Below are 24,219 nucleotides of genomic sequence, written 5' to 3'. Positions count from 1 at the left end.
CGTTCACTTCCTTCAGTCGGCAAGAAGCATTCGGGATATCACAATACGCTGAATCTCGTTCGTCCCTTCGTATATTTGGGTCACCTTCGCATCGCGCAAAAACCGCTCCACAGGGAAATCCTTGGTATAACCGTCCCCTCCAAAAATTTGCACAGCCTCAATGCACACCTTTACGGCGGTATCACTGGCGAAAAGCTTGGCAATTGCAGCTTGTTTGCCATAGGTTAACCCCTTGCTTTCCCGCCAGGCGGCCTGATAAGTAAGCAGTCTAGCTGCTTCAATCTGCGTTGCCATATCAGCGATTTGAAAAGCCATCGTTTGCTGCCCGCCAATCGGCTTTTTTCTTTCTTTTGCATAGGCAATTGATGCATCTAGTGCGCCTTGCGCAATGCCAAGTGCTTGTGCAGCAATGCCGATACGTCCGCCATCCAGACTTTTCATGGCAATTCGGAACCCTTCGCCCTCAGGCCCTAGCAAGTTTTCCATAGGTAAACGGCAATTCTCAAACCTGAGTTCCAAAGTCGGAGATGATCGGATGCCTAGTTTCTTCTCTTTACTGCCAAAAATGAATCCAGAAGTCCCCTTTTCCACGATAAAGGCGCTGCACCCTTTTTGCCTTTGCTGTACATCTGTCATCGCAAAAACGATGTAAACCTCCGCCTCCCCTCCGTTAGTAACAAATAGCTTGGAGCCGTTGAGGACATAACTGTCCCCGTCCTTGATCGCTGTTGTCCTCATCGCCCCAGCATCGGAGCCGGAACCGCTTTCCGTCAAGCTATAAGCTCCCAGCTTCTTGCCTTGTGCTAAAGGCAGCAAATACGTTTGTTTCTGTTCTTCCGTGCCATACTTGTAAATCGCCCAACTGACTAGAGAGGTATGAACAGAAAGCATGACTCCTGTGGAGCCACATACCCTAGAAAGCTCTTCAATGACCATAGAATACGTCAGAAAATCGGACTGGAGTCCACCGTACGCTTTCGGCCACGGAATACCCGTCAAACCAAGCTTTCCCATTTTGTCAAACAAAACTCGATCAAATCTCTCTTCTTCATCCCGCTGTGCTGCCGTCGGCTCTACCTCGTTAATCGCAAAATCACGCACCATGGAACGAATCATGTTCTGTTCATCCGTATAGGACACATGCATTCGTCTGCCTCCTTCGACATGATGGACATTCCTTCATGTGCTGCCGAGGTTCTATTTCGTCGATGGATTGGGAATCGGACAAGCTGTAATCGCTTTCATATTTATGTTTTATATATACACCCTTATCCAAATGCTTATACCTTCGGGGCTGCATGATTTTAATCAACGCTTCGCCATGATCATAATAAAGAGCATCCCAACCTACAAATTTCAAATCCCCCGGTTGAAAAAAAGGAAGAGCCAGACCTTAGTACAGGTCGGCTCTTCCTTGTTCAATGTACTTCCATTATTTATACCGGTTCATTGACCAGCTCCTGATTGGTCTTACCGAAAGATGCGAAATAGAGCAATGTGCTTGCCATAACAATTAAGCATAAGATCAGAATCAGATTGCCATACAAGAAGGCGTGTGAGTCTGAAATGAGCGGATGAAGCGGGAAAGCGAGCAGTTCTTTCTCCATCACTTTGGCAACGAGTGCCGTCACAACCGCTCCGGAAATCGTTGATGTCATATTGAAAAAGCCCATCCCGACGCCAATTTGATGCACCGGCAAAATTTGCGTAATACTTTCCGTTAATGCCGTTTGCATGAAAGAAAATCCGATGTACATCAAAATGAGCGCTGTTCCAATGTACCACACCCAAAGTCCGATCGCTGAAGATTGCAGAAGAAGACTTGCCGCGATTAAAATTAGTCCTAAATAGACGACATAATGGCTTCCTCGCTTAACCGTCATATTGCCGGCAATTTTTCCGAAGACAACCGCGCTGATAGCTCCTGGAAACATAATGAGCCCAATATGTTCCGTATCTAGGCCATATATCTTTCTTAGCATCAGTGGAATAACGAACATGACCGACATCACGGTGCCAAAAATGAGAAAGCCGATGATAAGACCATTTCTGTAAAGCGAATTCTTGAAAAGTGCAGGCTCGACAAACGGTTCCTTCGCTCGGCGAATCTGTACGATAAATAGGATAAACGCGATCAGCACGATTCCCAAGTATATCCAGTTTCCATTTGTTGTGAATAAGATTAGCATCGATATAACAATCCCTAGCAGTACCGCTCCTACAACATCCAATTTACCTGTTTTACGTGGTTCCACGGGCAGGAACCTTTGGAAAAAAGGAATAGCGATGACTACCGGCACCGAAACAAGAAACAAAAAGGCCCAATGGAACGATCCAGCAATATAGCCGCCAAGAACTGGACCAATCCCAATTGCGAATGAAACGGTCGATGTGATGATGCCAAACATTCTCCCCCGCTCTTTCACAGTGAAAAATCGGGCTACCATGACGAATATCAATGCTGGGATTGCTGATCCGCCAGCCCCTTGAATGGCCCGAGATAAAATAACAGCCGGGTACCACGATTGGCATACAAAACCGAGAATTGACCCAAAAGCGTATAGGGAGATTCCGATTGTAATTAGCTTTTTGATGCTGTAGATATCGGAAAGCTTTCCGAATATAACCATGCCCATACCGAAGACGATAAAAAAGATCGTCACTACCCAGCTTACACCGGAAGCGTCCAGCCCGAACTGCTCAGCGATGCTTGGCGTGGATACATTGAATACAGATTCATTCAATACAGCAAAAAAGATAACATAATAAATCCAAAGGACACTTTTCTTTATTTCTGAGTTGTCCTCTACAGCGTTGGATTGACTTTCCACGATATTCATTTCAATAGACTTCCTTCCTCTTTTATGAATTTCAATTTAATTTCACTTTCAATTTCATTACAACGATCTGACGATTATTTACTCCTTGATTCACCCCATTTCTTTCCAGCTTAGGTTTAACTCCAGTGTACCAAACGCACGTTCTCATGTATAGTAGTTAACACAATAAAAATAATTGGCATACGCCGTCCTTTAGTGAGAGCTTAGGCCGAAAGCTTCGACTACAAAAAAACTGCCAACTCTCTGTCGCCAGAGAATAAGCAGTCTTTAAAATGGCCCTAATTCGTATACATCCACACTCACTATTGCATAAGTAACTTTCGCTAACAAATACAAATTCACCTGGTATGTATTGTTGTTGTTATGATGCTGCTCATAGAAACCATTAACCAAGAGTTCGCGGGTAGCAGGCATTTGACCTTCAAAAGCACCAATTGTTTGAAAACAAATCCCAATCTTATGATTTTATTAAAATTACCGTCTTGCTAAATACTTGGATAAATTCCAGGCAGACCATGAATCATCTCCAGAGTGTGCTTTAATACGATCTATGGTTGCTTGTAGCGGCACCAACTCAGGATGCTTGATTTGCAGTTCCTTAAGCGGCGGGACTACGTCGGTTGAGAGTCTCCCCAAATAGGCAAGGTCGATGATTCCCGTTCTTTCGTACCTCTCCATGTTATTGATGACGATTCGTTGTTCAATATTCATATAATTCATCACCAAGTAGCTCAGGATTGCCGTTGTGATAACCGCTTTAGACAAGGACATCCGCTCCATCCAAATTCGGAAAAAAGCAATGATAAACAGAACGCCTAAGAAAATCATGAAACCATGAACAAGTAGTCTCGTTTGCGTGAAGCCATAAGCTTCTTCATACAACGAAAGCCTTCCATACGCGGAAATAAGCATCACGATCGTGCATCCGACAAGCATCGTCAGCAGCCCTTTTCGAATAGATTCACCCACATGACCGCTGCGGCGGATCCAATGCAAGCCAGGAAACAGCAGTGAGATATTGATGATAGCGACCGCAACAAGCTCAGCAAACCCTCTTCTCGCGTACTCCGCATAGAGCACACCATCTGGTAAAAGCCCATTCGCTGCTCCGAATAAATAGGTGAACTGAATGATCGCGAACAGCACGTAAACAACGTTAACACACACGAGTAAAGTACCGGCGGTTATTGGATCAATCAATTTCTTTTTGCTTTCTGCGGCTGATTCCTCACTGAGCTCTTGAGGCGTTTGGCTCACTTCGATGACTTTTGGAAAAAGAATTCCCCATAAATAGCAGAACGTGTATAGGGTTATTCCAATCGCAAAACCGGTACGTACAATGCCCTCGGCAACCGATAATCCTTTGAACCAATGCGGAATTTGGGTCACCCAAGATTCAAATACACGATCCGCAGAAGCTAACAACCCAATAACGATAAACAAAATGGGGGCTGCCAGCAAGAGGCCTGCAGCAACTTTCCCTATTTTTCCCCAAGAGGAATCGTTCTCGGTCTTTCTACTTGGCAGCCAGGCTTTGATCATCCCAAAAGGTACAGACAAGTATGCTATCGGCCTGCCAAAGCAATGTCTGAGCAGATCCTGCAGGAATGTTGCATGATACCATGCATGCTTACTATTGCGAGATAAGACAATTGTCTGCATCGCCATGCAGATGGGTAAGGCAAGTATATTAAGCGTATGGAACAGTTGGTTAGCAAACAATGTATACGTCAAAGCAATTAATACAACTGGAGCCAAAAGGAACCAACCCGCTTTATTTTGTCCTTCCCACGGCTCAAAGCCGCCTAATCGTCCCTTTATGGCATAAAAGTAAAGGCTGTAAAAGCCAACCACACTAATCAGAACTGAGATGCCAGGTGCATGCTCAAAAAACATGTATTGAACCATGAAACCAAATAAACATGCGTACACAAGCATTAAACCGTATTTTCTTTGCCATGGAGCAGGATCTCTCATTGGACTTAATCTCCTTTGTTTTACAAATGGTAAGGCGACCTAAGCGTTTGTTATTTCCTCCCTTTTATTGTAACCTGTAAAACAAGAACAAAAAGTGTAAGTTTAAATTTCATAATTTCATATTTTGTTTCGGAGGCTAAAGTGTGAAAATACGCAAACATTATTTGACACTTCGACGCTCATTTCCCGATGTCCATGAAGAGCATCCACTCGAAATAACGCTAGAAGAGCTAGCGTTACATTTGGACTGTACGCACCGCAATATGGTGCTGTTACTGAAGCGAATGCAGCAGGAAGAGTGGCTCACTTGGCTGCCCAAGAAAGGCCGCGGCAACCGCTCGACCCTTATATTCCATGCGCGAAAAGAAGATATGCTTATGGAGGAAGCTAAGGAATTAGTTGCGAAACAGGATTTGCATTCTGCACTTGAACTGCTGCAAGCAGCCGAACAGGCTTCTTCCCTGCGAGAACAATTCCAAGTTTGGTTGTCGGGACAATTCGGCTTTCGGTCTGAAGTGCGGGGTCAGCGGCGGACGGATATTTTGCGTTTCCCGCTCACTCAAACGATTCATGCCTTAGACCCTGCAGCCATTCATTATGCCGGGGAATCCCATTTGGTGAACCAACTCTTCGATGGACTCGTTCGCATGGATGCCAAAGGGGATCAGATTCTTCCGCATCTGGCTCACGCATGGGATGTCGATGATTCGCGCACTCTATGGACCTTTTATTTGCGCAAAGGCGTGCAGTTTCATCATGGCCATGAGATGCTGGCGAGTGATGTGAAATATTCTCTCGAACGGCTTAGGCACTTAGCGCCGCGCGGTCTGTACAGCTGGGCTTATGCAGGCATCATTGACATTACAACACCGAATGAAACAACGGTATGTATTCAATTGTCTGAACGCAACGAATTATTTCTGGGATTCTTAACTACTAATCGCGCTTCAATCGTCCCAGCAGATGTGTGTGAAGCAGCCAGCGGACGGATGGATAAGTCGCCTGTTGGCACAGGACCTTTCCGATTAATTGGGCATGAACAAGGCATTTGGATCTTGGAAGCTTTTCCTGCTTATTTTCAAGGACGCGGGTTCTTGGATCGGGTCGAGGTATGGACATTACCGGAGAATGAACAGACGGAATTATCAGCGCAAAAACAGCCCTTCCAAGTCATGCACAATGTGCGAATTTCAGACATGGAAGCACAGCGTTGGCAGCAAGTACGGCAATCTGGCATGACCACGAAATTCATGACCGTGAATGAATTAAAAGACGGACCGTTAAAAGATCCTTTCATCCGCGAGGCACTTAACTTAGGCTTGAATCAATCCTATTTGCTGGAACAGCTCTCGGGCGATGTGATTGAAGCGGCAAGCAGCTTCTTCTTACAGCCAAAACAAGACACGGATGATTCCAATCATGTAATTAACACGACGGAACAGTCAATTCAAGTCGAACAGCTGCTAGCATTCGCCGGCTACAAGGGTGATGTGCTGAAGCTGGCGACCATCCCGCAGTATGAACAGGACGCGCTCCTTTTGCAGAAAATGTATGCCATGTCCGGTATATTACTAGAAATCCTGCTGATTCCCGCCGAGGAATTCAAAGGCGAACAGCGCATGACAGCGGATCTGCTGCTATTTGCTGTCATGCTTGACGAGCATCGTGAGCTGCGGCTCTACGATATGTACAAAAGCATGCGGCAGCATGCTGCGCCAGAAGTGCAGACCATGCTCGATGACAGCTTGAGACTGCTGCGTTCCGAGTCCGACCCGAAACGCAGAATGGCGCTGCTCGAGCAGTTGGAATCCCAGCTCAAGCAGCGCCATAGCTTGCTATTTCTATATCGAAAACATCTCAAAACCGCTTACCATCCATCGATTCGCGGCATCTCCCTCGATTCGCTTGGATGGGTGCGATTTCGCGACCTTTGGTTCACCTAGAACCATCCTTGAAGCAAACTACTCACTCTTCAGCGTAACTCCATCGGGTAATATGCGAACAATGTGCTCACGAAGCACCACGTTATCGTGCAGCTCATCATTGAAGATGGCAATAATTCCACTGTCTTCACGCGTTCTGATCAAGCGCCCTATTCCCTGTCTAAGCCTTAACAGCATATAAGGAATGTCTACCTCTTCATACGGTGAGGTTGATGCTTGACGCTTCGCATTGAATACAGGATCTTGCGGAGGAAACGGCAGCGACCAGACAATGACATTGGACAACGAAGGACCCGGTATATCGAGTCCTTCCCATAGGGTGACTGCTGACAACACGCTGTGTTCATCACCCTGGAAAGAGGCAATCAAATGGCTGATTTCTTGATCTCCTTCAAACAAGAACGTCAATTCCGAACAATCTGAGCGACCTTTGATTTCTCGCTTAAACCGCTGCAGTTCCTCGTGTGTAGGGAACAGAATAAGTGCTCTTCCTTCTGTTCTTTTTAACAACTGAACCGCGGTTTCCATCTTTTCTTGAAACGTACCGCCAGACGTCCATTTGGGGGCAATCACTTCCATCCGCTCTGCATAATCAAAAGGAGAATTTACAGAAAAGGATAGATACTTATCTAGGCCCAAACTGTTAGCCACATAATCGAATGAACCCTCAACAGACAGAGTAGCCGATGAGAATACAATTGGCATTTTGGAAGAAAACACATGTTCTTTCAGCACTTCTTTTACGGTTCTCGGCATAATGACTAGGCTAAGCCCTGTAATGCTTTCCGTGGCCCAACAAATGAAGGTTTGATCATTGCGGAACAAAGCCAGCGCTTTCTGCATCATTTCCAAATGTTCTTCCACGATCTTAAGCTGGTAGTCGTTTAATGTGAACATCTCACCTTCAAAGACAAGCTCCTCTTCAATCTCCGATAGAATATCACTTAGTCGATGGATCTCACGCAGCAATCGGTCATTGATGACAATCTGCTTACGATCCGATCCAACAATCGGTTGACAGCAGCTTTCAAGTACTTCGAACATGAGCTCGCTTTGCTCAATGGCCTGATCAATACAGACGGCTAACGTCTCGCGTACTTCTCCTTTTAACAAACGAACCACTAATTCCTCGAACACCATATGCTTCAGCTTGTACGTTAATGCTTTCTGAGCAGCCGATTCCATCAGATGTCCTTCATCGAAAACAACCGTACAATGATCCGGCAGCAAAGGAAGCTGGCCTTCACGCTTTCTTCCGTCGTACGTCCATACATGTTCCATGTAGAAATCGTGCGAGCAGATAATCAGATCCGCCGATCGTCGATACGCTTCACGAGATAACGTTTGACCGCAGCGATGGCGCTTATCACAGACGAAACAATCCTGATAGGCATCCCAGCTCACTTTGCTCCACTGTTCATCATTCAAGTGTGGGTAGTTTTTACGGTCCCCATAAGCATGAAAGGTTTGCAGCGCTTCACGTGTGTGAACGAAGTCAGGAAGACCTTCATGCAGCTCTCTATTTAAGCCGGTATCCTCATGTCCGAATCGAGCCTCATCAAGCTTGACGAGACATACGTATTGGTCAGGCGATTTGGCAAGTCGCGCATCAATTACGAGATCCAAGTGACGCGATATTTTATCAATATCCCCACCGGGCTTGACCAATTGCTCAATCAAAGATTCATCCGCACAAGCGATGATAGCCGGTTTCTTCATGAAACGCGAGTAACATATCGCATACAATAAATAGACAAGCGTTTTTCCTGTACCTACCCCTGCTTCCGCAAAAATGGTCGATTTCTCAGCAAAAGCTCGTTCTAGCTGGAACGCCATGTAAATCTGTTCGTCACGCACCTCAAAGCCCGCTTCAGGCAAAACTTCATAAAATATATCCGCAATCCAGTCAGAAACCTGCTGCATGAATGGCTGTGCGTGATCATATGCAAATGGATAACGTCCCACGTAATGTGCCCCCAACAAATAGAATTCAATCAAACTTATATTATCCCACGTATGCGGCTTAAAAGCAAAGATTTGATTTAAAAGAATCATAAGAAAAAAGCCCATTCCCCAGCACACATGCTGCAAGAATGAGCTCCACTTATTTTAGATACTAAAACGTTCGCGATATCCGCACTTGCGGCACAATTCCTCGACGACTTCACGTCTGGAAAAGCCCTCAAACAACCGGTTCGCTCGCTCACCCTCAACGATTTCGGAAAAAGGAGTTTGGTTGATATTACCCAGATTAATAACCCCTTCTCCATCTAGACAACAAGGAATCACAGTGCCATCCACAAGAATACCTGCTTGATTCCGCAATGCGTGACAGAAGCCCGGCCCTTCAATTTCTTCCGCCTTCAAATCCGGCCACTGGAATTCATGATCCTGATTCAAATAGACGCGATCGGCCAGCTTAACACCCGTACCTCGAACGAATTTCTCATCGATTTTGTAATCAAGTTCGAACTCTTTCTCGAGCAACTCCAGCACTTCACGGTTTCGCTGCCGCTCTTGATTCGTCTGATTGTCCGTATCTAGATTCCACAAACGGAAGGAGATAATCACATTGGACTTGGCAACGATTTCCTTAGCAAATCGCAGGATACTCGTAACATATCCTTCCTTATCCTCAGATCCTTCGTGGCCATCAAAGCTGTGCAAGGAGAAATTCATTTGCCGCAGCGCCGGTTTATCCAGCAGTTTGTGTCTATTTTTGTTAATCAGCGTACCGTTGGTTGTAATATTGACCTTGAAGCCTTTCTCATGGCTCAAATCCAGCAGTTCGTCAATCTTCGGATGCAGCAAAGGTTCCCCTTTGACATGCAAATAAATGTGGTCCGTATGCGGCTTAATTTGTTCTAATATATTAGTAAAGGTATCGATTTTGATAAAATTAGCTTGGCGCTTCGTTTGTGGGCAGAAGGTACAGGCCAAGTTACAAACACTTGTAATTTCGATATAAAATTTCTTGAACTTCTTCATTCTATGGCTCCGTTTCTAGCTGCGCTCCTATGATATTTGCTATTATACCAAGCAAGCCCCATGAAGGAAAGGAAATCGAACAATTAGAAAAACCATTTGACCATCCATCCAATAAAATGAGCAGACGGAATAAGGAAAACTTGCGCTAGCAGTGTTCCCAGAAATCGAGATGTCATGAGCAGTGCATAAATCTTGCCAAGCTGTCTACGTTGCGATTCATCATGTAGAGCCTTGTCCGTAATAAGACCTAACTGCGGATCTATGAATATGGTAAGCAAAATAGTAGCAATACCGTTAATAAGTCCAGATGCTTGCGATGCTGTCGTTGCAAATTCAGGTAATAAATGCGCGGCATATAAGGAAGAAAGCACACCCACCGAATAGAAAGCTGTCACCATAATATTAATCAAAAGAAATCGTTTTGGAATCCCCAAATAACGGAACTGACTCAGCAGCTTGACATTTGGCTTCTTCAAATATTTTTTCGTGTTCTTCAATTGTGACACCGTTACACTCGTTATGAGTTTCGGAATCGATCCTGCAATTTCCAACCGGGAAATGACTCGAACGCTAAGATTGATAAAAGACGGAAATAAAGCAATCGCAATCAGTGTCCCGATTGACGAGGCGAATAAACTGATTCGCAGGTATCGTTCCAAATCGAAGGTCGGCTCGCTCTTCGCGAAATCAACGAAATGCGCAGTCATTGGCGCCTGAATCAAATTCGCTGTGCGCGATACTAAGACGACGATGCCAACTAAAGAGAGTGCCACCGCCAACTTGTTCACTCGCACACCAGCATACCGAATCGAGTATGACAACGTCTCTGCTGTGTGGATAATCATCGTCAGAATGAAGACCAGTATGAGCGTGTTCGTCATCGTATAGACTTATCCTCAGCAAGAGCTAGTAACCCGCTGATGACCTCTTCCCAATGTCCTTTCATGGCTTCTCTCTGCCCCGCGCTGTCCAGCTTCTCTTGATGAAAGCTAATCGTTGTTTTCCCTGGACTGGCGGCAGGCAGCAGACGAATTTGTAGGGTTGACGCATTCGGGAAGCCAGCAGGCTGCCATGACAATCGAAGCTGCTCCAGCGGCTTCACGATACGAAATTCCCCCGTTGTTCCTTCTTGCGTCACGAACTTGTGACCCTTCACGATCTGGGCTGTCGCCGCATCACCTAACCAAAGCCTTCGCCCTCGTGTTGAAGTCAGCAACTCCCAAGCTTCCTCATGGAAAAAGGGAAGTGTCCGTCTAACACCAATTTGAAAGCCAACCGAAGCGGTCAGACCAACTGGTTTGTTGGTATTCATCTCTTTTTTACCTCCTATCGGGATAAAATTCACTGATTTTAAACCTGAAGTCGTTTTCTCATCCAACGAATCTGTCCCCGGTGATTAATCTCATCTTCAAACACGTGGTACCACATGAAGTAATGGTTGGCTGGCTGGTTCCCCCAGAATGGATACTCCTCATATAACCAATCATCGGTTTTTGTCTTGAAAACCTCATACGTTTTGCTGCGCACATCGCTTAAGATTTTGAGATAATAATCGAGATTATTTCCCTTAATTTCAGCTCTTCCTTGATCACCAAGCTTGAGAGCTGCTCCCCAAATTTTCATTTCTTCCTCCTTCAAGTCACGGTGCTCGAAAGTCTCCAACTGATAAGCAACCTCAACAGCTGCGAAGTGCAGCAGCAAAGAGCCGATCGAGTTGCTTGTCTCATCGATAGTGTAGTCTAATTGCTCGGTAGTGAGTCCTTCCACACTTCTCAGTGTCGTACTTCTTGCGTAATTCATCATTGACATCAGCCTGCTAATTTGAGGCGCATACCCTGGTATGTCTGTGATTAAAAATAGGTTGGGTGTATCGTACATCTGAACATTCGCTCCTTGTTTAATCGTTACGATTATCTTAATTAGATTCGTGCTTTTGGTAGATTTTCCCTGCTTTTCGTATTAAACGACTCTATCAAACTTCCGATCGGTTATTTCCACTAGTCTAAATTTTTAAGAAACTGTTTCTACTAAAATAGTGAAAACACGAACAACAATATGAAAAAGAACAAGAAAAGAACAACAACAACAACTACTACTACTACTACTACAACAACTACAACTACAATAACAACCACTGACAGTTCCTAGTTCCAAGTGCTAAGAGCAAGAGCCAAGAGCAAGTTCCAAGTGCCAAGAGCAAGTTCTAAGATCCAAGATCCAAGTGCCAAGATCCAAGTGCCAAGATCCAAGTGCCAAGTGCCAAGTCCAAGTTCCAAGTGCCAAGTCCAAGTTCCAAGATCCAAGTACCGAGTGCCAAGATCCAAGTGCCAAGCTCCAAAATCCAAGTTCCATATTCCAAGTTCCAAGTTCCAAGTGCCAAGATCCAAGATCCAAGTTCCAAAATCCAAAATCCAAAATCCAAAATCCAAGTGCCATGATCCAAGTTCCAAGTCCAAGTACCGAGAGCCAATAGTAGGTTCCAAGTACTATAACATGTTCCCAGCCACCGTTGGAGCACTCGAACAATATTTGATGTAAAACATACAGTTAATTCTGCTTCAACTACTCTTCTTTCATGAATTACCTGCATTTCCTACATCTAATTCACCCGGCATGCTCCGTTTGAGGGTAGCAAAGGGGAAATTAGCTGCACTTTTTGCAGGTAATCCCCTCCAAATGGCGTTCAACGCCTAATTTTGATGCACAAAATGCATGATGTGTGATTTCATGCCTCCCTCATGGTTGGTCAATAACCATTACTTTTCCATCTTTATATCCAATGATTAATGAACTTACCATGCGAGCGAATAGGCCATTATCAACAACACCTGGAATTAAGTTGATTTGTTTATTCAGCACTATTGGCTCTACTATTTTTTCAAAGTTACAATCTACAATTATGTTTCCGTTATCCGTAATATACTCCTTATCTTTACTCATTCGTATCCTCGTACTACACCCTAGTTCCTTTAATTTATTTATAGTTAAATTTGCAGCAAAGGGGACGATTTCGACCGGTAATGGAAACTGACCTAAATGTTCTACTCGTTTTGATTCATCTACTATGACGAAAAATCTCTTGCTATTACTTGCTAGTATCTTCTCTCTGACTAATGCGCCGCCTCCACCCTTGATTAAGTTTAAATGAGGATCAACCTCATCTGCCCCATCAATCGTTAGGTCTATCACCTCGATTTCAGAAAAAGGTACCATAGGAATTCCTAATTTATTGGCCAATTCTTCCGAATCTCTAGAACTCGCTACGGCCCGGATATGAAGTCCTTCTTGTATTCTTTGAGCAATTTTATGGATTGCCCAATAGGCGGTTGAACCAGTACCTAATCCTAAGACCATGCCATCTTCAATGAATTCAACAGCTTTCTCAGCCGCTAATTGTTTAGGGTTCATCATATTCAATTTTCACTCCTAGATTAAATTATTCCTTATCTTATTTTGCCCTCATCATAGCTGAATTACAATCTTTGTCAATTGGAAAAGGAGTTCATATATGTTCGTGAAACCCTCACAAATTTCCTTTATACAAAAAAAAGAAGCCCTACTCTCAGGCTTCTCTACTAAATCATGATGATGGCCGCTCATCGCCATACCACAGTTCCCGGAACGTTGCACTCTGCCGCAACAGTTCCTCCGAGTTTCCTTCGGCCTCAATGCGGCCCTCCTTCATCACAATGATGTGGTCCGCCCGCGTGAGCGCCGTTTTGCGGTGGGATACGACCAGGCAGGTCGCGTCGCTTCGACGTTCGAACATCCGCTCCCACAGCTTCTGTTCCGTCTCGACGTCGAGCGCACTCGACAAGTCATCGAAGACGTACAGCTCGGCGTCGCGCACGAGCATGCGCGCTGCAGCCGTCCGCTGCGCTTGCCCGCCGGAGAGCTTCACCCCGCGCGGGCCGATGACGGTGTCCAGCCCGCCAGGCAGCTGCGCGACGTCGAACTCCATCACCGCCGCGTGTAAGGCCAGCTGCAAGCTATCGCCTTGCTCCGCTTGCCCGAGCAAAATATTGTTGCGCAGCGTATCGCTGTATAGCCGCGGCACCTGCGCGGTATAAGCGCTCCGCGGCGGTGTAAAGAATGTGCCCGGGTCTTCGACGGGCACACCGTTCCACGCAATCGTTCCCTCTCCCTTGGGCAGCAGCCCAAGGAGCGAGCGAACAAGCGTGGTCTTGCCCGAACCGATCGTTCCCGTAATCACGGTGAACGATCCTCTTTTCAAGCTGAAGTGAATGTCCGAGATCCCTCTGCCTGTATCTGAGTAGGCATAGCTCAGTCCATTCACATCAAGCCGCTGCAGCGAGGCTGCTATCTGGTCCTCATGATTGAATTGCCCCTCTAGCTTTGCACCTACCGCGAATTCACGATTAAATCCTTCTACTCGCTGACGCTCCTTCTCTCTCCCTTCCTGAGCCAAAGGGATAGTGGACACAGCAGCCTCCGCCACTTTATTCTCCGCCTTCAAATGCAAAGAATTAACCATCGTAAGAACCTTAGCCGATGCCCCCTGCAAAAGAAACGTAAGTCTCTCCAGCGACACACTCATCTGCTTGAAATACGTAATAAATTTACCCACATTCGTAATAAACTGCGTAACAAAAGTTAAATAGTACACGAACAAAGCGAAATCGCCGACGGTAAACGTCCCAGCTCTCATTTTCGTTCCTGCAAGCAGTAGAATAAGTCCCGTCCCCAAATTAACCGAGTTCGAAAACACCGAATCCAGCAGTTCACCCATGAGCCGATCCTTCAACATCGCTTTCCTGCGGTCGTCACCGAAACTGCTGAACCGAGCGATCACTCGTTTCTCCGCTCCGGCGACTTGAATCGCCTGCACATTGCCGAACATTTCGCTAATCTCTCCCGTTACCTTGGACGTCGCTTCTCGACTAGCTGCTCGATATTTCTGTAAACGAACCGTAGCCAACTGCGCAGCCGTAATGACGAGAACGATCGGCATAAATACGAGCAGTGTCATTTGCGCATCAATACGAATCAAGATATAACCCGATACGAGGGCAAAACAAGTCATCCCGAACACATCGACCGACCAGCTTGCTGCCTCTTCCGATTGATCGACATCATCTCGGAAATGACTGATCGCTTCCCCCGGAGATACAGGAATTGCCTGTGCTCCCGGCTGCTTTAATACATGCTCAAGCAGATTGCGCCTCAGCAGCATCCCCATACGAAAACGAAAATTAACATCCGTAATAAAACCAATCACTATCAACATGATGCGACCTATAGCGGCAGCCATCAACAATGCGATAAGTCCCCAAACACCGTAACCAAGCGCCGACTTACCTGTTAGAGAATCGAAAAACTCTTTCGTAATAAGTCCAGGCGCAATCGGCGCCAAATAAATAACTGTCCAAGCAATGGCATTAACCAGATACCGTATTGGACGGTACATGATTAGCCGCCACAAATATTGATACGTATTCATGCCAATACCTCCTCTAAGCCTGTGGCTAGTAATTGGCTGAAGCGAGAATTCGGATCTGCGGCCAGATGCTCTCTTTTTCCCGATTCCAACACGCGCCCATTATCCAGAATAAGAATATGATCCGCTCGTTGAACGGTTGTTAAACGATGGGCAATCATGATACAGGACCGCTCTGTCAACAACTTAGAAACCGCTTTTTCCATACGCTGCTCTGTCAGCGGGTCAAGTCTTGAAGAAGCTTCGTCCATGATCACAAGTCCCGGATTCGTTAAGAAAACCCGTGCGAAGGCTAGCAGCTGAGCTTCTCCTGCTGACAGGCTTCCTCCTCCGGAGGCTAAACCTGTATTTAGCCCTTCAGGCATGGCTTCATACCACGCTCCAAGACCAAGCTCCTTGAGTACTTCAATAATTTGTTCGTCCGTGATCGATTCGTCGTAGAACGTTAAGTTATCTCGAATGGTCCCTTGCATGATTTCAATGTTTTGCGTCACAAGGGTTACACGTTTACGTAGATCAACTAACTTGCAGCTTCGGATATCCGTACCACCAAGCGCGATACTTCCACTTTGAGGATCATAAAAACGTAGAAGCAATCTTGCCATCGTTGACTTTCCACTACCCGTGCGGCCAAGGAGTCCAAGGATTTCTCCAGGTTTCAACGTCAGATTTAACCCCTCAATTGTAGGCTGATCCCCATCATAACTAAACGTGACATCGCGGAATTCAACACTAAGCGGACCCTCCGGTAACGGAGCTCCCATCCCATCCTTAATCTCAGACTGAATTGCGAAAAGCTCGCGAATACGAGAAATACTAGCGTCTGCTTTTTGCAAATCTTCCATTTGCGTACGGATCTTTTCAATCGGCTTGGCTAACAATTCCGTATAGAAGAAAATCAGATACACAGTACCTAGAGAGATATGCTGGGTGTGCCACAAATAAGCGCTAATGCCAAACGCCATGGCGTTGCCAAGCGCAAAAACGAAAATAGACATGTTCCACATCGCACAGAAACCGAGAAAGGCTTTGACCCGAAGCGGCAGCATTTTTCTAAGCATGGTATAGAAACGATTCATCACGAACCCAACAGCACCATTGGCACGAATATCTTCTGTTCCTTCCAAATGCTCGCCAATAAAACCATAGAACTCCGCGTTCGCCTGCCGCCATCCCGCCCAAACTGGAACAGCAAATTTACGAATCCACTGAATCATAAAGACCGCAAAAATGACGAAAAAGGCCATCCCCGCGCCAATCAACCAATTTTCCCGAAGCAACAAAATAATAATGCCGGCCATCAAAAGCAAATTTCCTAATAAATGAATGATCATGCTCGAGAAGAAATTGGCTAGTGCATTCACATCCCCATCAACTCGCTCAATGAGCGAGCCTGATGTATGTGATTTATGAAAAGACATATCCAGTGATAAGCAATGCGCGGCAAGATCCACTCGCAGCTTATTCGTCGTTTTCCACCCAACATTTTCACTAAAATAGGTCGCAATGACAGAGACCAATTGCTGAACAAGCGCAAAGCCAATAAACATAATCGCGGCTGTGATCAGTGGCTTCATCGCTCCTTGCGTTTGAGCCGTATCGATGAAATAGCGAATGATTTGCGGGTTGATGAGCTGAAGACCAATAGATGCGAATAAGAGCATCGCTAGTATAATGATCGTACCCTTTTGGGGGAACAAATATCGGCTCAGCAGCTCTGCATATTGCCCCATCGTGTTATGCTTTTTTTGTTTAGGCTTCATAAAGGAAGCGTCCTCCGCTAATAATTAATGACATTAATATTTAACACTACTAATCAAACCATTTCTTTTTTCGGAACAGCCAATACATACCGAAGCCAATGCCGAACATGATAAATAGCACAACAAAATATCCCCAACGCCAAGTAAGTTCCGGCATATTTTGAAAATTCATTCCGTATATCCCAGCAATAAATGTCAGAGGCATGAAAATGGTCGTAATCACCGTTAAAGTCTTCATGATCGTATTCATACGATAGGAATTGATGGAAACATAACTATCTCGGATATCCGCAGTTAAATCGCGGTTGGAGTCAATAATTTCGGAGAGCTTTAGCAAATGATCGTAGATGTCTGTAAAATAGACGACATGTTCTTTAAGACCTTCAATTTTTTCGGTATTAATAACACGATAGAGCAGATCCCTCATAGGAACAATTGTCTTTCTAATCTTTAATAACTTAGCTCTGATTTCAAATATTTCATTCATTAAGATATGTACCGGAACACTCTTACCTTTTACTTCGATTTCATCTAACTGATCTTCGATTTGATATAGACTAGGGAAATATTCATCTACCAGCTTATCTATAATTAAATAGGCTGTGTATATAATACCTTTCTCACTAAACTTTTGTTGTTCTGCCATGCGATGCCATGCTTCATCAATTTCCTTAGACGGTGAATAATGAAAAGTAACAATGAAGTTAGTGCCCCAGAACAAATCAACCTCTTCCGCAGCTAACGTTTCAGGATGCAAAGCATGAAGGACAAAAAAATGAGTATCCTCATAATGATCTAGTTTAGGTCGCTGCAAATAGTGGAAGCAATCTTCTACAGCAAGTGGATGAAATTGAAAATGTTTTTGTAAAAGTAAGGCCTCCTCCTTGGAAGGCGCATTGAAATCTACCCAGTACCGATCTATATTTGCATGTTTAAGATCGTCTAATGAGGATATATGGATAATCTCCTGTTCTTCATTAACAGCCAATATTCTAATCACTTGTGTCTCCCCCTTAATTCCCTATTCATTAACCTACATCAACGATTAAAGCTTGTCCATACAAAACGGCAAAAAAGCCGCAATCGCTCGCGGCTCTCATTCTCCTAATTATTAAAAACTAATTTCAAAAATAACGTGATGTTATCATCTTTTTCTTCGTATAAAACTCTACGCCATCTTTGCCATTGGCATGCAAATCCCCATAGAAGGAGTCTTTCCAGCCTGAGAATGGGAAAAAGGCCATCGGCGCTGGTACGCCAACGTTTACGCCGAGCATTCCCGCTTCCACTTCTTCTCGGAATTTGCGTACGGCTTTGGCATTTTCTGTATAGATAACGGCTGAGTTGCCGAATCGCGATTGATTCACAAGGAGCAGCGCTTCGTCCAGATCCTCAGCACGGAACAGGGATAAGACCGGCCCAAATATTTCCTCTTTCGCAATCGTCATAGTCGGTTTCACATGATCAAAGACCGTAGCCCCAAGGAAAAACCCTTCGGCTGAACAAGCCTCCGCATGTCTTCCATCTAATAAAAGCTCCGCTCCCTCCTCTATCCCTGTGTCAATAAAGGCTTCAATCCTGCTCCGTTGCTCGCTTCGAATAATCGGCGTGAGGGTTACTTCTTCACTCATCCCATTGCCAAGCACCATATTCCGGGCTGCTTGAAGAAGCAAGTTCACGAAATTCTCACTATCTCCAACAACCACAACAGCCGAGCAAGCCATGCATCTCTCCCCCGCGCTTCCAAAGGAAGACATGATAATGTTCTCAACCGATTTTTCAACATGGGCATCGGGCATCACGATATGATAATTTTTGGCCCCTGCTAGCGCTTGCACACGTTTACCTGCGGAAGAAGCTTTCTCATAGACATATTTTGCAACCGGCTGCGAGCCTACGAAAGAGATAGCCTTCACGGCGGGCGTCGTTGTCAGCGCATTGACGACATCATGTGCGCCATGGACGACGTTCAGTACTCCATCCGGTAGTCCCGCTTCTTGAAACAATTCTGCTAATTTTATTGCAGTCAGCGGTGTTCGTTCCGATGGCTTTAACACGAACGTGTTCCCACAAGCAATGGCTAAGGGAAACATCCAACATGGCACCATCATTGGAAAGTTAAAGGGTGTTATCCCTCCAACCACGCCGAGCGGCACCCGAAATAGCTCCGAGTCCATATCGGCAGATATGTTAGCCAATGTCGACCCCATCATATGCGAAGGCGTTCCGGCTGCAAATTCTACACATTCGATCCCACGGAGCACCTCACCTAATGCTTCTTTATAGCTTTTACCATTTTCAGACGTAATGAGCTCGGCAATTTCTTGCTCATGTTCCTGCAATAACTGCCAATAGTGAAACAATACTCTTGCTCGTTTGGGTACAGGCGTTCTACTCCATGATTCGAAAGCCGTTTGTGCCGATTGAACCGCAGCTTCCACGTCTTTAGAGGAAGAAAGCGGCACACGAGCGATGATTTTCCCTGTTGCCGGATTCATCACATCATTCACTGAACCGCTGTCTGAATCGACCCAAACACCATTTATGAAATTTTGTAAGAGTTTCATATTCGTTCATCTCCTGGCAGAAAGATTTTTTCCCAAAAGTCATTGGACACATTGTATAATAGGTGAAATTACTCTTCCGCTCTGTCACGTTAACTTCCCTTACATGAAGGTGGTGAACTCGCTTGGTACAAACACTCTTACAATTAACAGTGAAAGATATTTTGCAGAGACCACTCTTCCACAATGCAGAAGCCATCGCAAGCGAGGAAGCTTTAAATCGAAAGGTACGTTGGGTTCATATTATGGAAGTGACCCAAGTCGGCCATCTTCTCAATGGGAATGAGCTTATTCTAAGCACAGGCATCGGTTGGCATGACAACGAGGAGCTTAGTCTCTCCTTTTTGCAGCAGTTGATCGACAGTGGTGCCTCCGGATTATGTATCGAACTCGGCACATATACGAAACAACCGCTAGAACGGATGAAGAAGCTTGCCATCCAAGAGAATTTTCCACTTATCTTTTTCCACGAAGAAGTACGATATATTGACATCACACAGGACCTGCATACCTACTTCATCCATCAGCATCACAAAATGGTTTCAGACCTAGAATCCCTCTCCACCCAACTGAATCAGTTACTCCTCTCGGGGAAAGGACTGCAATCCCTCTTAAAGCTGCTGCATCAAACAACACATGCACAAGTCGCCTTCTTTCCTTTCGGCGCGGAAGTTCAGTTCGTCCCTACCCTGCCGAAAGCGAAGGCCGATGCCTTTTATGAGAAATGGATTAATGGTGAGATCTTTCAACTACCTAATGCCAAAAGCAAACTGGCCCATCGCCCTATCTTAGCCTTAGAACATCTGTTCGCAGACCTACTTTTATATGCCGAGCAGGAACTCAGTGAATTTCAAATCCTTGCCTTAGACAGGTTCGCAACAGCCATTGCACAAGAAATGATGCGTACGAAATATATGGAGGAGAAAACGCGGTATAAACAGAATCTCTGGATCACAGATTGGTTGAACGGCAAGCATTCTGCGCAAGAAATTCGAGATTATATGTTCTCCATCAAACCTTCCATGAAGCTTAGCCAAACCATCGTTTGTATCTTTCACATCGTCTCAGCAGCCGAATCCTCCAAGGACTATGAAGATCTGCTCTTACAGAAGCAGATGATCGCACGCGCGCTATTCGAAGGTGAAGGTTTCTATCTCATGCCAACCGTATTAGGTGATCAAATCGTATTTATCCTACTTGACCAATTGCCAGCAATGCCCTGCCAAGAACGGATCTCCAGAGCCATTCAAAGACTTCAAAAATCAGAGGCTAATCAAGAAACAATCTTGTTCTCCCCTTTGTTTGGCATCGGGAAAACATTAAGCGACCCAACTCGTGTTAAGGAAAGCTATCAGACCGCCCAAGAAACGATTGAGATTCAGAAAGATACAGGTATGCGCGCAAGTCCTTTCTATCATGAGCAGCATGTTAACAAAGTGATCCTAAAAATGAAGCAAACCGGACTGCTGGAGTCATTCATCGATGAATACCTCGGGAAACTAATTCTTTATGATCGGGAAAAGAATGGACAGCTTCTGAAGACATTGAAAGTTTATTTAGCGCTATGCGGATCCAAACAGGATACGGCTAAGGAGCTGTTCGTCGTCCGGCAAACGCTGTACCATCGATTGGATAAAATATCAGCGCTGCTTGGCGATGATTACATGCATTCTGACAAGAGGATAGCGATTGAGCTCGCCCTACACGGCTTTGAATACATGCATGGCGCGATCGTTTAAGCCTGCGTTTGATCTTGTTTAAGGAGCAAGGACACATAATACTTCCTAGCATTGGCCGTCTTTAGATGGAGATTCGCCGTTTCACCGCCGGGATGTTCGAGATCGAGCCACGCTCCCTCCAGATCTTCCTTCACCCCGACGATTCTGAACTTCTGAGCCACGTAGTCATCCAATTTCTGCTTCTCTAGCTTAAATTGTACATACTCAGACATGTGTGGCTCCTCCTTTGACAGCTTCAACTTTTTTCAATTTCTCATTATGTGAAGCTGTATGGTAAGTGCCCCGTTTCATGAATTGCCCGCTACCTGCCGTGCCTACGAATTGTTTATTCCTAATCACATATTCGCCTCGAGACAGTACAGTGACAGGCTCCCCAGTGATCACGATCCCTTCAAATGGATTGTAATCCACATTCATATGGTGAGTTTCTGCTGAGATCGTCCGCGTAACGTTCGGATCAAAAATGACAATATCCGCGTCGCATCCTACAGCGATGGTCCCCTTTTTCGGAAATAAGCCAAAAAGCTTCGCAATTCGCGTAGAAACGATATCAACAAATTGATTCAGTGTAATCCGACCCTTCAGTACGCCTTCTGAATATAAGATGGAGAATCGATCCTCAATGCAGGGTCCTCCATTCGGGATTTTGCTAAAATCGCCTAGCCCTAAGTCTTTTTGCCCGTTGAAGTTAAATGAACAGTGATCAGATCCGAGCGTCTGGAGCTGTCCATTTTTCAAAGCGGTCCATAGAGCCTCTTGGTGATACTGCGGTCTCAGCGGAGGCGACCATACGTACTTAGCCCCTTCGAAATTCGGTTTTTCCAAATACGTCTGATCCAGCATCAAGTACTGTGGGCACGTTTCGCCCCAGATATCCACGCCCTGATTCCGCGCTTCGGCAATCTGCTGAACGGCTTCCTCGCACGTCACATGAACAACATAGAGCTGAGAACCTGCCAACGCAGTAAGCTTAGCCGCTCGACCTGTCGCTTCTCCTTCAATAAGAGATGGACGCGTTAGAGCATGATAGATCGGATCCGTATTCCCCGCGTCTAGCGCTTCTTTTATCAAATACTCAATCACATCGCCGTTCTCTGCGTGTACCATGACAAGAGCTCCGTGCCGCTTTGCCTCGAGCAATGTCCGATACAGCGTGCCATCGTCGGCTTGGAACACATTTTTATAAGCCATAAACACTTTGAGCGAGGTGATCCCCTCTTCGTGAATCATTTTCGGCAGCTCTGCCAGCACTTCATCGTTGATTTCTGCAATCATTAAGTGAAATCCATAGTCGATGACGGCTTTGCCGGCGGCTTTTTGATGCCAAGTTTGAACAGACTGACTCAGCGGTCGTCCTTTGTTCGTTAAACAAAAATCAATGATGGTTGTCGTCCCGCCGAAAGCCGCCGCTCTAGTTCCTGTCTCGAAATCATCGGCTGTAACGGTGCCGCCAAAAGGCATGTCAAGATGGGTATGCGGATCAATACCGCCTGGAAACACATAATGACCTGAGGCATCAACAATTTCTGCCCCTTCCTTCGAGAGGTTCAGACCTATTTGCGTAATGATCCCGTTCTCGATAAGGACATCTGCCTGATACTGGTCAACAGCCGTCACGACCGTTCCGTTCTTAATGAGCTTGGACATGGTTACACAGCCTCCTTCTTTGTGGAATCTTTGCCTTCCGACAGCTTGGCGATCGCCTCCTGTCTTTCGTTCCACGTCATTGGCACCTCTGTTCCTGATACCTCAATCATAGAAATAGCACCATCTACGGGGCAAACAATTGCACATAAGTTACATCCTACGCAATCTTCTTCTCGTACTTGCAAATAGGACTGACCTTGATCGCCAGTCAACATATCGATACATTGATGCGACGTATCCTCGCAGGCAATATGGCATTTGTTGCAGTTAATACAGGTATCCGTGTCAATTCGCGCCACAACCGCATAGTTCAAATCCAAGTTTCCCCAATCGGAGTAGCGCGGAACGGATTTCCCAATCAATTCGGTGACGCTGGCGAGACCTTTTTCATCCAAATAATTGTTCAAACCATCGATCATATCCTCCACAATGCGGAAACCATGGTGCATCGCCGCCGTACACACTTGAACACCCGTCGCGCCCATCAGCATAAACTCAACAGCATCTCGCCAATTAGAAATACCGCCAATGCCAGAAATCGGCACGCCAACCTCTGGGTTTCGCGCACAATCTGCAACCATATGGAGGGCAATGGGTTTAACTGCCGGTCCGCAATACCCGCCATGCGAGCCCTTGCCCCCAACATGAGGAATCGTGTTCCACGAATCGATATCAACACCAGCTAGTGAGTTGATCGTATTGATCAACGAAATCGCATCCGCTCCGCCTCGAACCGCCGCCTTAGCGGTGCTTGTAATATCCGTGATGTTCGGTGTCAGCTTCACGATGACCGGCGTCGTCGCCGCTTCCTTCACCCACATCGTCTGCGCCTCCACGAGATCCGGCTGCTGCCCCGAAGCAGCACCCATGCCGCGTTCAGCCATCCCGTGCGGGCAGCCAAAGTTCAGCTCCAAGCCGTCGACACCGACAGCTTCGACTTTTTTGACGATCTCATGCCACTTCTCCCGGTTCGGCTCTACCATCAGGGATACAACAATCGCATGATTCGGAAAACGTTTCTTCGTCTCATAAATCTCTTTGAGATTGATTTCAAGCGGTCGATCCGTAATTAGTTCAATATTATTGAAGCCTGCAACCCGTTGCCCGTTGAAATGAATAGCCGCAAAGCGTGAAGACGTATTGATAATGGGATCACCAAGTGTTTTCCAAACCGCTCCACCCCAACCCGCTTCGAAAGCGCGCTGAACTTGATAGCCCGTATTGGTCGGTGGCGCCGAAGCCAACCAGAACGGATTAGGTGACGCTATACCTGCTAGATTTATGCGTAAATCAGCCATGT

At 45.7% G+C, this 24,219-nt stretch carries 19 protein-coding genes; 2 read left to right on the top strand and 17 right to left on the bottom strand.

Translation table 11 applies throughout. The features are described 5' to 3' along the window. Positions 1 to 12 precede the first annotated feature (12 nt). The 3 genes from ACBP55_RS18170 to ACBP55_RS18160 all read right to left on the bottom strand — a co-directional run bounded on the left by ACBP55_RS18170 (position 13) and on the right by ACBP55_RS18160 (position 4,817). On the bottom strand, positions 13 to 1,146 hold the full coding sequence (locus ACBP55_RS18170) for an acyl-CoA dehydrogenase (protein WP_464653066.1): 1,134 nt from the start codon (positions 1,144 to 1,146) through the stop codon (positions 13 to 15). Positions 1,147 to 1,436: 290 nt separating this feature from the next. Beyond that, positions 1,437 to 2,840, bottom strand: coding sequence for an MFS transporter (locus tag ACBP55_RS18165; RefSeq protein WP_464653065.1), 1,404 nt, complete (start codon positions 2,838 to 2,840; stop codon positions 1,437 to 1,439). Between the two features lie 474 nt (positions 2,841 to 3,314). Further along, complete coding sequence (locus ACBP55_RS18160; RefSeq protein ID WP_464653064.1) at positions 3,315 to 4,817, bottom strand: DUF4153 domain-containing protein; 1,503 nt, start codon at positions 4,815 to 4,817, stop codon at positions 3,315 to 3,317. Between the two features lie 143 nt (positions 4,818 to 4,960). On the opposite strand from ACBP55_RS18160, the gene ACBP55_RS18155 reads away from it, so the two are divergent. Beyond that, complete coding sequence (locus ACBP55_RS18155; protein ID WP_464653063.1) at positions 4,961 to 6,760, top strand: ABC transporter substrate-binding protein; 1,800 nt, start codon at positions 4,961 to 4,963, stop codon at positions 6,758 to 6,760. Positions 6,761 to 6,778: 18 nt separating this feature from the next. Here ACBP55_RS18155 and ACBP55_RS18150 read toward each other — a convergent pair whose 3' ends face one another. The 11 genes from ACBP55_RS18150 to ACBP55_RS18100 form a co-directional block, all read right to left on the bottom strand. Next, positions 6,779 to 8,725, bottom strand: coding sequence for an ATP-dependent DNA helicase (locus ACBP55_RS18150; protein WP_464653062.1), 1,947 nt, complete (start codon positions 8,723 to 8,725; stop codon positions 6,779 to 6,781). Positions 8,726 to 8,869: 144 nt separating this feature from the next. Further along, positions 8,870 to 9,748: a radical SAM/SPASM domain-containing protein gene (locus ACBP55_RS18145; protein WP_464653061.1), complete on the bottom strand. Its 879-nt coding sequence runs from the start codon at positions 9,746 to 9,748 to the stop codon at positions 8,870 to 8,872. Between the two features lie 83 nt (positions 9,749 to 9,831). After that, positions 9,832 to 10,629: a lipid II flippase Amj family protein gene (locus tag ACBP55_RS18140; RefSeq protein WP_464653060.1), complete on the bottom strand. Its 798-nt coding sequence runs from the start codon at positions 10,627 to 10,629 to the stop codon at positions 9,832 to 9,834. Beyond that, on the bottom strand, positions 10,626 to 11,060 hold the full coding sequence (locus tag ACBP55_RS18135) for an SRPBCC domain-containing protein (protein WP_464653059.1): 435 nt from the start codon (positions 11,058 to 11,060) through the stop codon (positions 10,626 to 10,628). Before ACBP55_RS18135 ends, ACBP55_RS18140 begins: the two co-directional genes overlap by 4 nt. Before the next feature lie 38 nt (positions 11,061 to 11,098). Then, complete coding sequence (locus ACBP55_RS18130; protein ID WP_464653058.1) at positions 11,099 to 11,626, bottom strand: DinB family protein; 528 nt, start codon at positions 11,624 to 11,626, stop codon at positions 11,099 to 11,101. A 266-nt stretch (positions 11,627 to 11,892) separates the two neighbouring features. Beyond that, the gene (locus ACBP55_RS18125; RefSeq protein WP_464653057.1) at positions 11,893 to 12,177 is read right to left on the bottom strand and encodes a hypothetical protein; all 285 of its coding nucleotides are present in this window, start codon (positions 12,175 to 12,177) and stop codon (positions 11,893 to 11,895) included. A gap of 307 nt (positions 12,178 to 12,484) precedes the next feature. Continuing rightward, complete coding sequence (gene rpiA, locus ACBP55_RS18120; RefSeq protein WP_464653340.1) at positions 12,485 to 13,156, bottom strand: ribose-5-phosphate isomerase RpiA; 672 nt, start codon at positions 13,154 to 13,156, stop codon at positions 12,485 to 12,487. 172 nt (positions 13,157 to 13,328) lie between these two features. Beyond that, on the bottom strand, positions 13,329 to 15,209 hold the full coding sequence (locus tag ACBP55_RS18115; RefSeq protein ID WP_464653056.1) for an ABC transporter ATP-binding protein: 1,881 nt from the start codon (positions 15,207 to 15,209) through the stop codon (positions 13,329 to 13,331). Continuing rightward, the gene (locus tag ACBP55_RS18110; RefSeq protein ID WP_464653055.1) at positions 15,206 to 16,969 is read right to left on the bottom strand and encodes an ABC transporter ATP-binding protein; all 1,764 of its coding nucleotides are present in this window, start codon (positions 16,967 to 16,969) and stop codon (positions 15,206 to 15,208) included. The genes ACBP55_RS18115 and ACBP55_RS18110 overlap by 4 nt, the downstream gene beginning before the upstream one ends. A 49-nt stretch (positions 16,970 to 17,018) precedes the next feature. After that, positions 17,019 to 17,969, bottom strand: coding sequence for a magnesium/cobalt transporter CorA (corA, locus tag ACBP55_RS18105; RefSeq protein ID WP_464653054.1), 951 nt, complete (start codon positions 17,967 to 17,969; stop codon positions 17,019 to 17,021). Positions 17,970 to 18,093: 124 nt separating this feature from the next. Next, a complete protein-coding gene (locus ACBP55_RS18100) occupies positions 18,094 to 19,536 on the bottom strand; it encodes a CoA-acylating methylmalonate-semialdehyde dehydrogenase (RefSeq protein ID WP_464653053.1) in 1,443 nt (480 codons plus the stop codon). A 122-nt stretch (positions 19,537 to 19,658) separates the two neighbouring features. On the opposite strand from ACBP55_RS18100, the gene ACBP55_RS18095 reads away from it, so the two are divergent. After that, on the top strand, positions 19,659 to 21,272 hold the full coding sequence (locus ACBP55_RS18095) for a PucR family transcriptional regulator (protein WP_464653052.1): 1,614 nt from the start codon (positions 19,659 to 19,661) through the stop codon (positions 21,270 to 21,272). Here the strand turns inward: ACBP55_RS18095 and ACBP55_RS18090 are convergent. Genes ACBP55_RS18090 through preA form a run of 3 tightly spaced genes read right to left on the bottom strand, consistent with a single transcriptional unit; the run spans position 21,269 to position 24,217 of the window. Next, positions 21,269 to 21,484, bottom strand: coding sequence for a hypothetical protein (locus ACBP55_RS18090; RefSeq protein ID WP_464653050.1), 216 nt, complete (start codon positions 21,482 to 21,484; stop codon positions 21,269 to 21,271). The genes ACBP55_RS18095 and ACBP55_RS18090 overlap by 4 nt on opposite strands. Continuing rightward, positions 21,477 to 22,919, bottom strand: coding sequence for a dihydropyrimidinase (gene hydA, locus ACBP55_RS18085; RefSeq protein WP_464653048.1), 1,443 nt, complete (start codon positions 22,917 to 22,919; stop codon positions 21,477 to 21,479). The genes ACBP55_RS18090 and hydA overlap by 8 nt, the downstream gene beginning before the upstream one ends. A 2-nt stretch (positions 22,920 to 22,921) precedes the next feature. Beyond that, entirely contained in the window at positions 22,922 to 24,217 is a 1,296-nt protein-coding gene (gene preA, locus ACBP55_RS18080) for an NAD-dependent dihydropyrimidine dehydrogenase subunit PreA (RefSeq protein ID WP_464653046.1), read from the bottom strand. Positions 24,218 to 24,219: the final 2 nt, after the last annotated feature.

This window comes from Paenibacillus sp. WG02, from assembly GCF_055396115.1.
Note: the sequence above shows the minus strand (reverse complement) of the source record. Positions and strands in the feature narration are given on the sequence as shown.

Excerpts from the sequence above, each read along its gene's own strand:
- ACBP55_RS18170 (WP_464653066.1), bottom strand. The coding sequence starts at position 1,146 with ATGCATGTGTCCTATACGGATGAACAGAACATGATTCGTTCCATGGTG.
- ACBP55_RS18165 (WP_464653065.1), bottom strand. The coding sequence starts at position 2,840 with ATGAATATCGTGGAAAGTCAATCCAACGCTGTAGAGGACAACTCAGAA.
- ACBP55_RS18160 (WP_464653064.1), bottom strand. The coding sequence starts at position 4,817 with ATGAGAGATCCTGCTCCATGGCAAAGAAAATACGGTTTAATGCTTGTG.
- ACBP55_RS18145 (WP_464653061.1), bottom strand. The coding sequence starts at position 9,748 with ATGAAGAAGTTCAAGAAATTTTATATCGAAATTACAAGTGTTTGTAAC.
- ACBP55_RS18140 (WP_464653060.1), bottom strand. The coding sequence starts at position 10,629 with ATGACGAACACGCTCATACTGGTCTTCATTCTGACGATGATTATCCAC.
- ACBP55_RS18135 (WP_464653059.1), bottom strand. The coding sequence starts at position 11,060 with ATGAATACCAACAAACCAGTTGGTCTGACCGCTTCGGTTGGCTTTCAA.
- ACBP55_RS18130 (WP_464653058.1), bottom strand. The coding sequence starts at position 11,626 with ATGTACGATACACCCAACCTATTTTTAATCACAGACATACCAGGGTAT.
- rpiA (WP_464653340.1), bottom strand. The coding sequence starts at position 13,156 with ATGAACCCTAAACAATTAGCGGCTGAGAAAGCTGTTGAATTCATTGAA.
- ACBP55_RS18115 (WP_464653056.1), bottom strand. The coding sequence starts at position 15,209 with ATGAATACGTATCAATATTTGTGGCGGCTAATCATGTACCGTCCAATA.
- ACBP55_RS18110 (WP_464653055.1), bottom strand. The coding sequence starts at position 16,969 with ATGAAGCCTAAACAAAAAAAGCATAACACGATGGGGCAATATGCAGAG.
- ACBP55_RS18100 (WP_464653053.1), bottom strand. The coding sequence starts at position 19,536 with ATGAAACTCTTACAAAATTTCATAAATGGTGTTTGGGTCGATTCAGAC.
- ACBP55_RS18090 (WP_464653050.1), bottom strand. The coding sequence starts at position 21,484 with ATGTCTGAGTATGTACAATTTAAGCTAGAGAAGCAGAAATTGGATGAC.
- hydA (WP_464653048.1), bottom strand. The coding sequence starts at position 22,919 with ATGTCCAAGCTCATTAAGAACGGAACGGTCGTGACGGCTGTTGACCAG.
- preA (WP_464653046.1), bottom strand. The coding sequence starts at position 24,217 with ATGGCTGATTTACGCATAAATCTAGCAGGTATAGCGTCACCTAATCCG.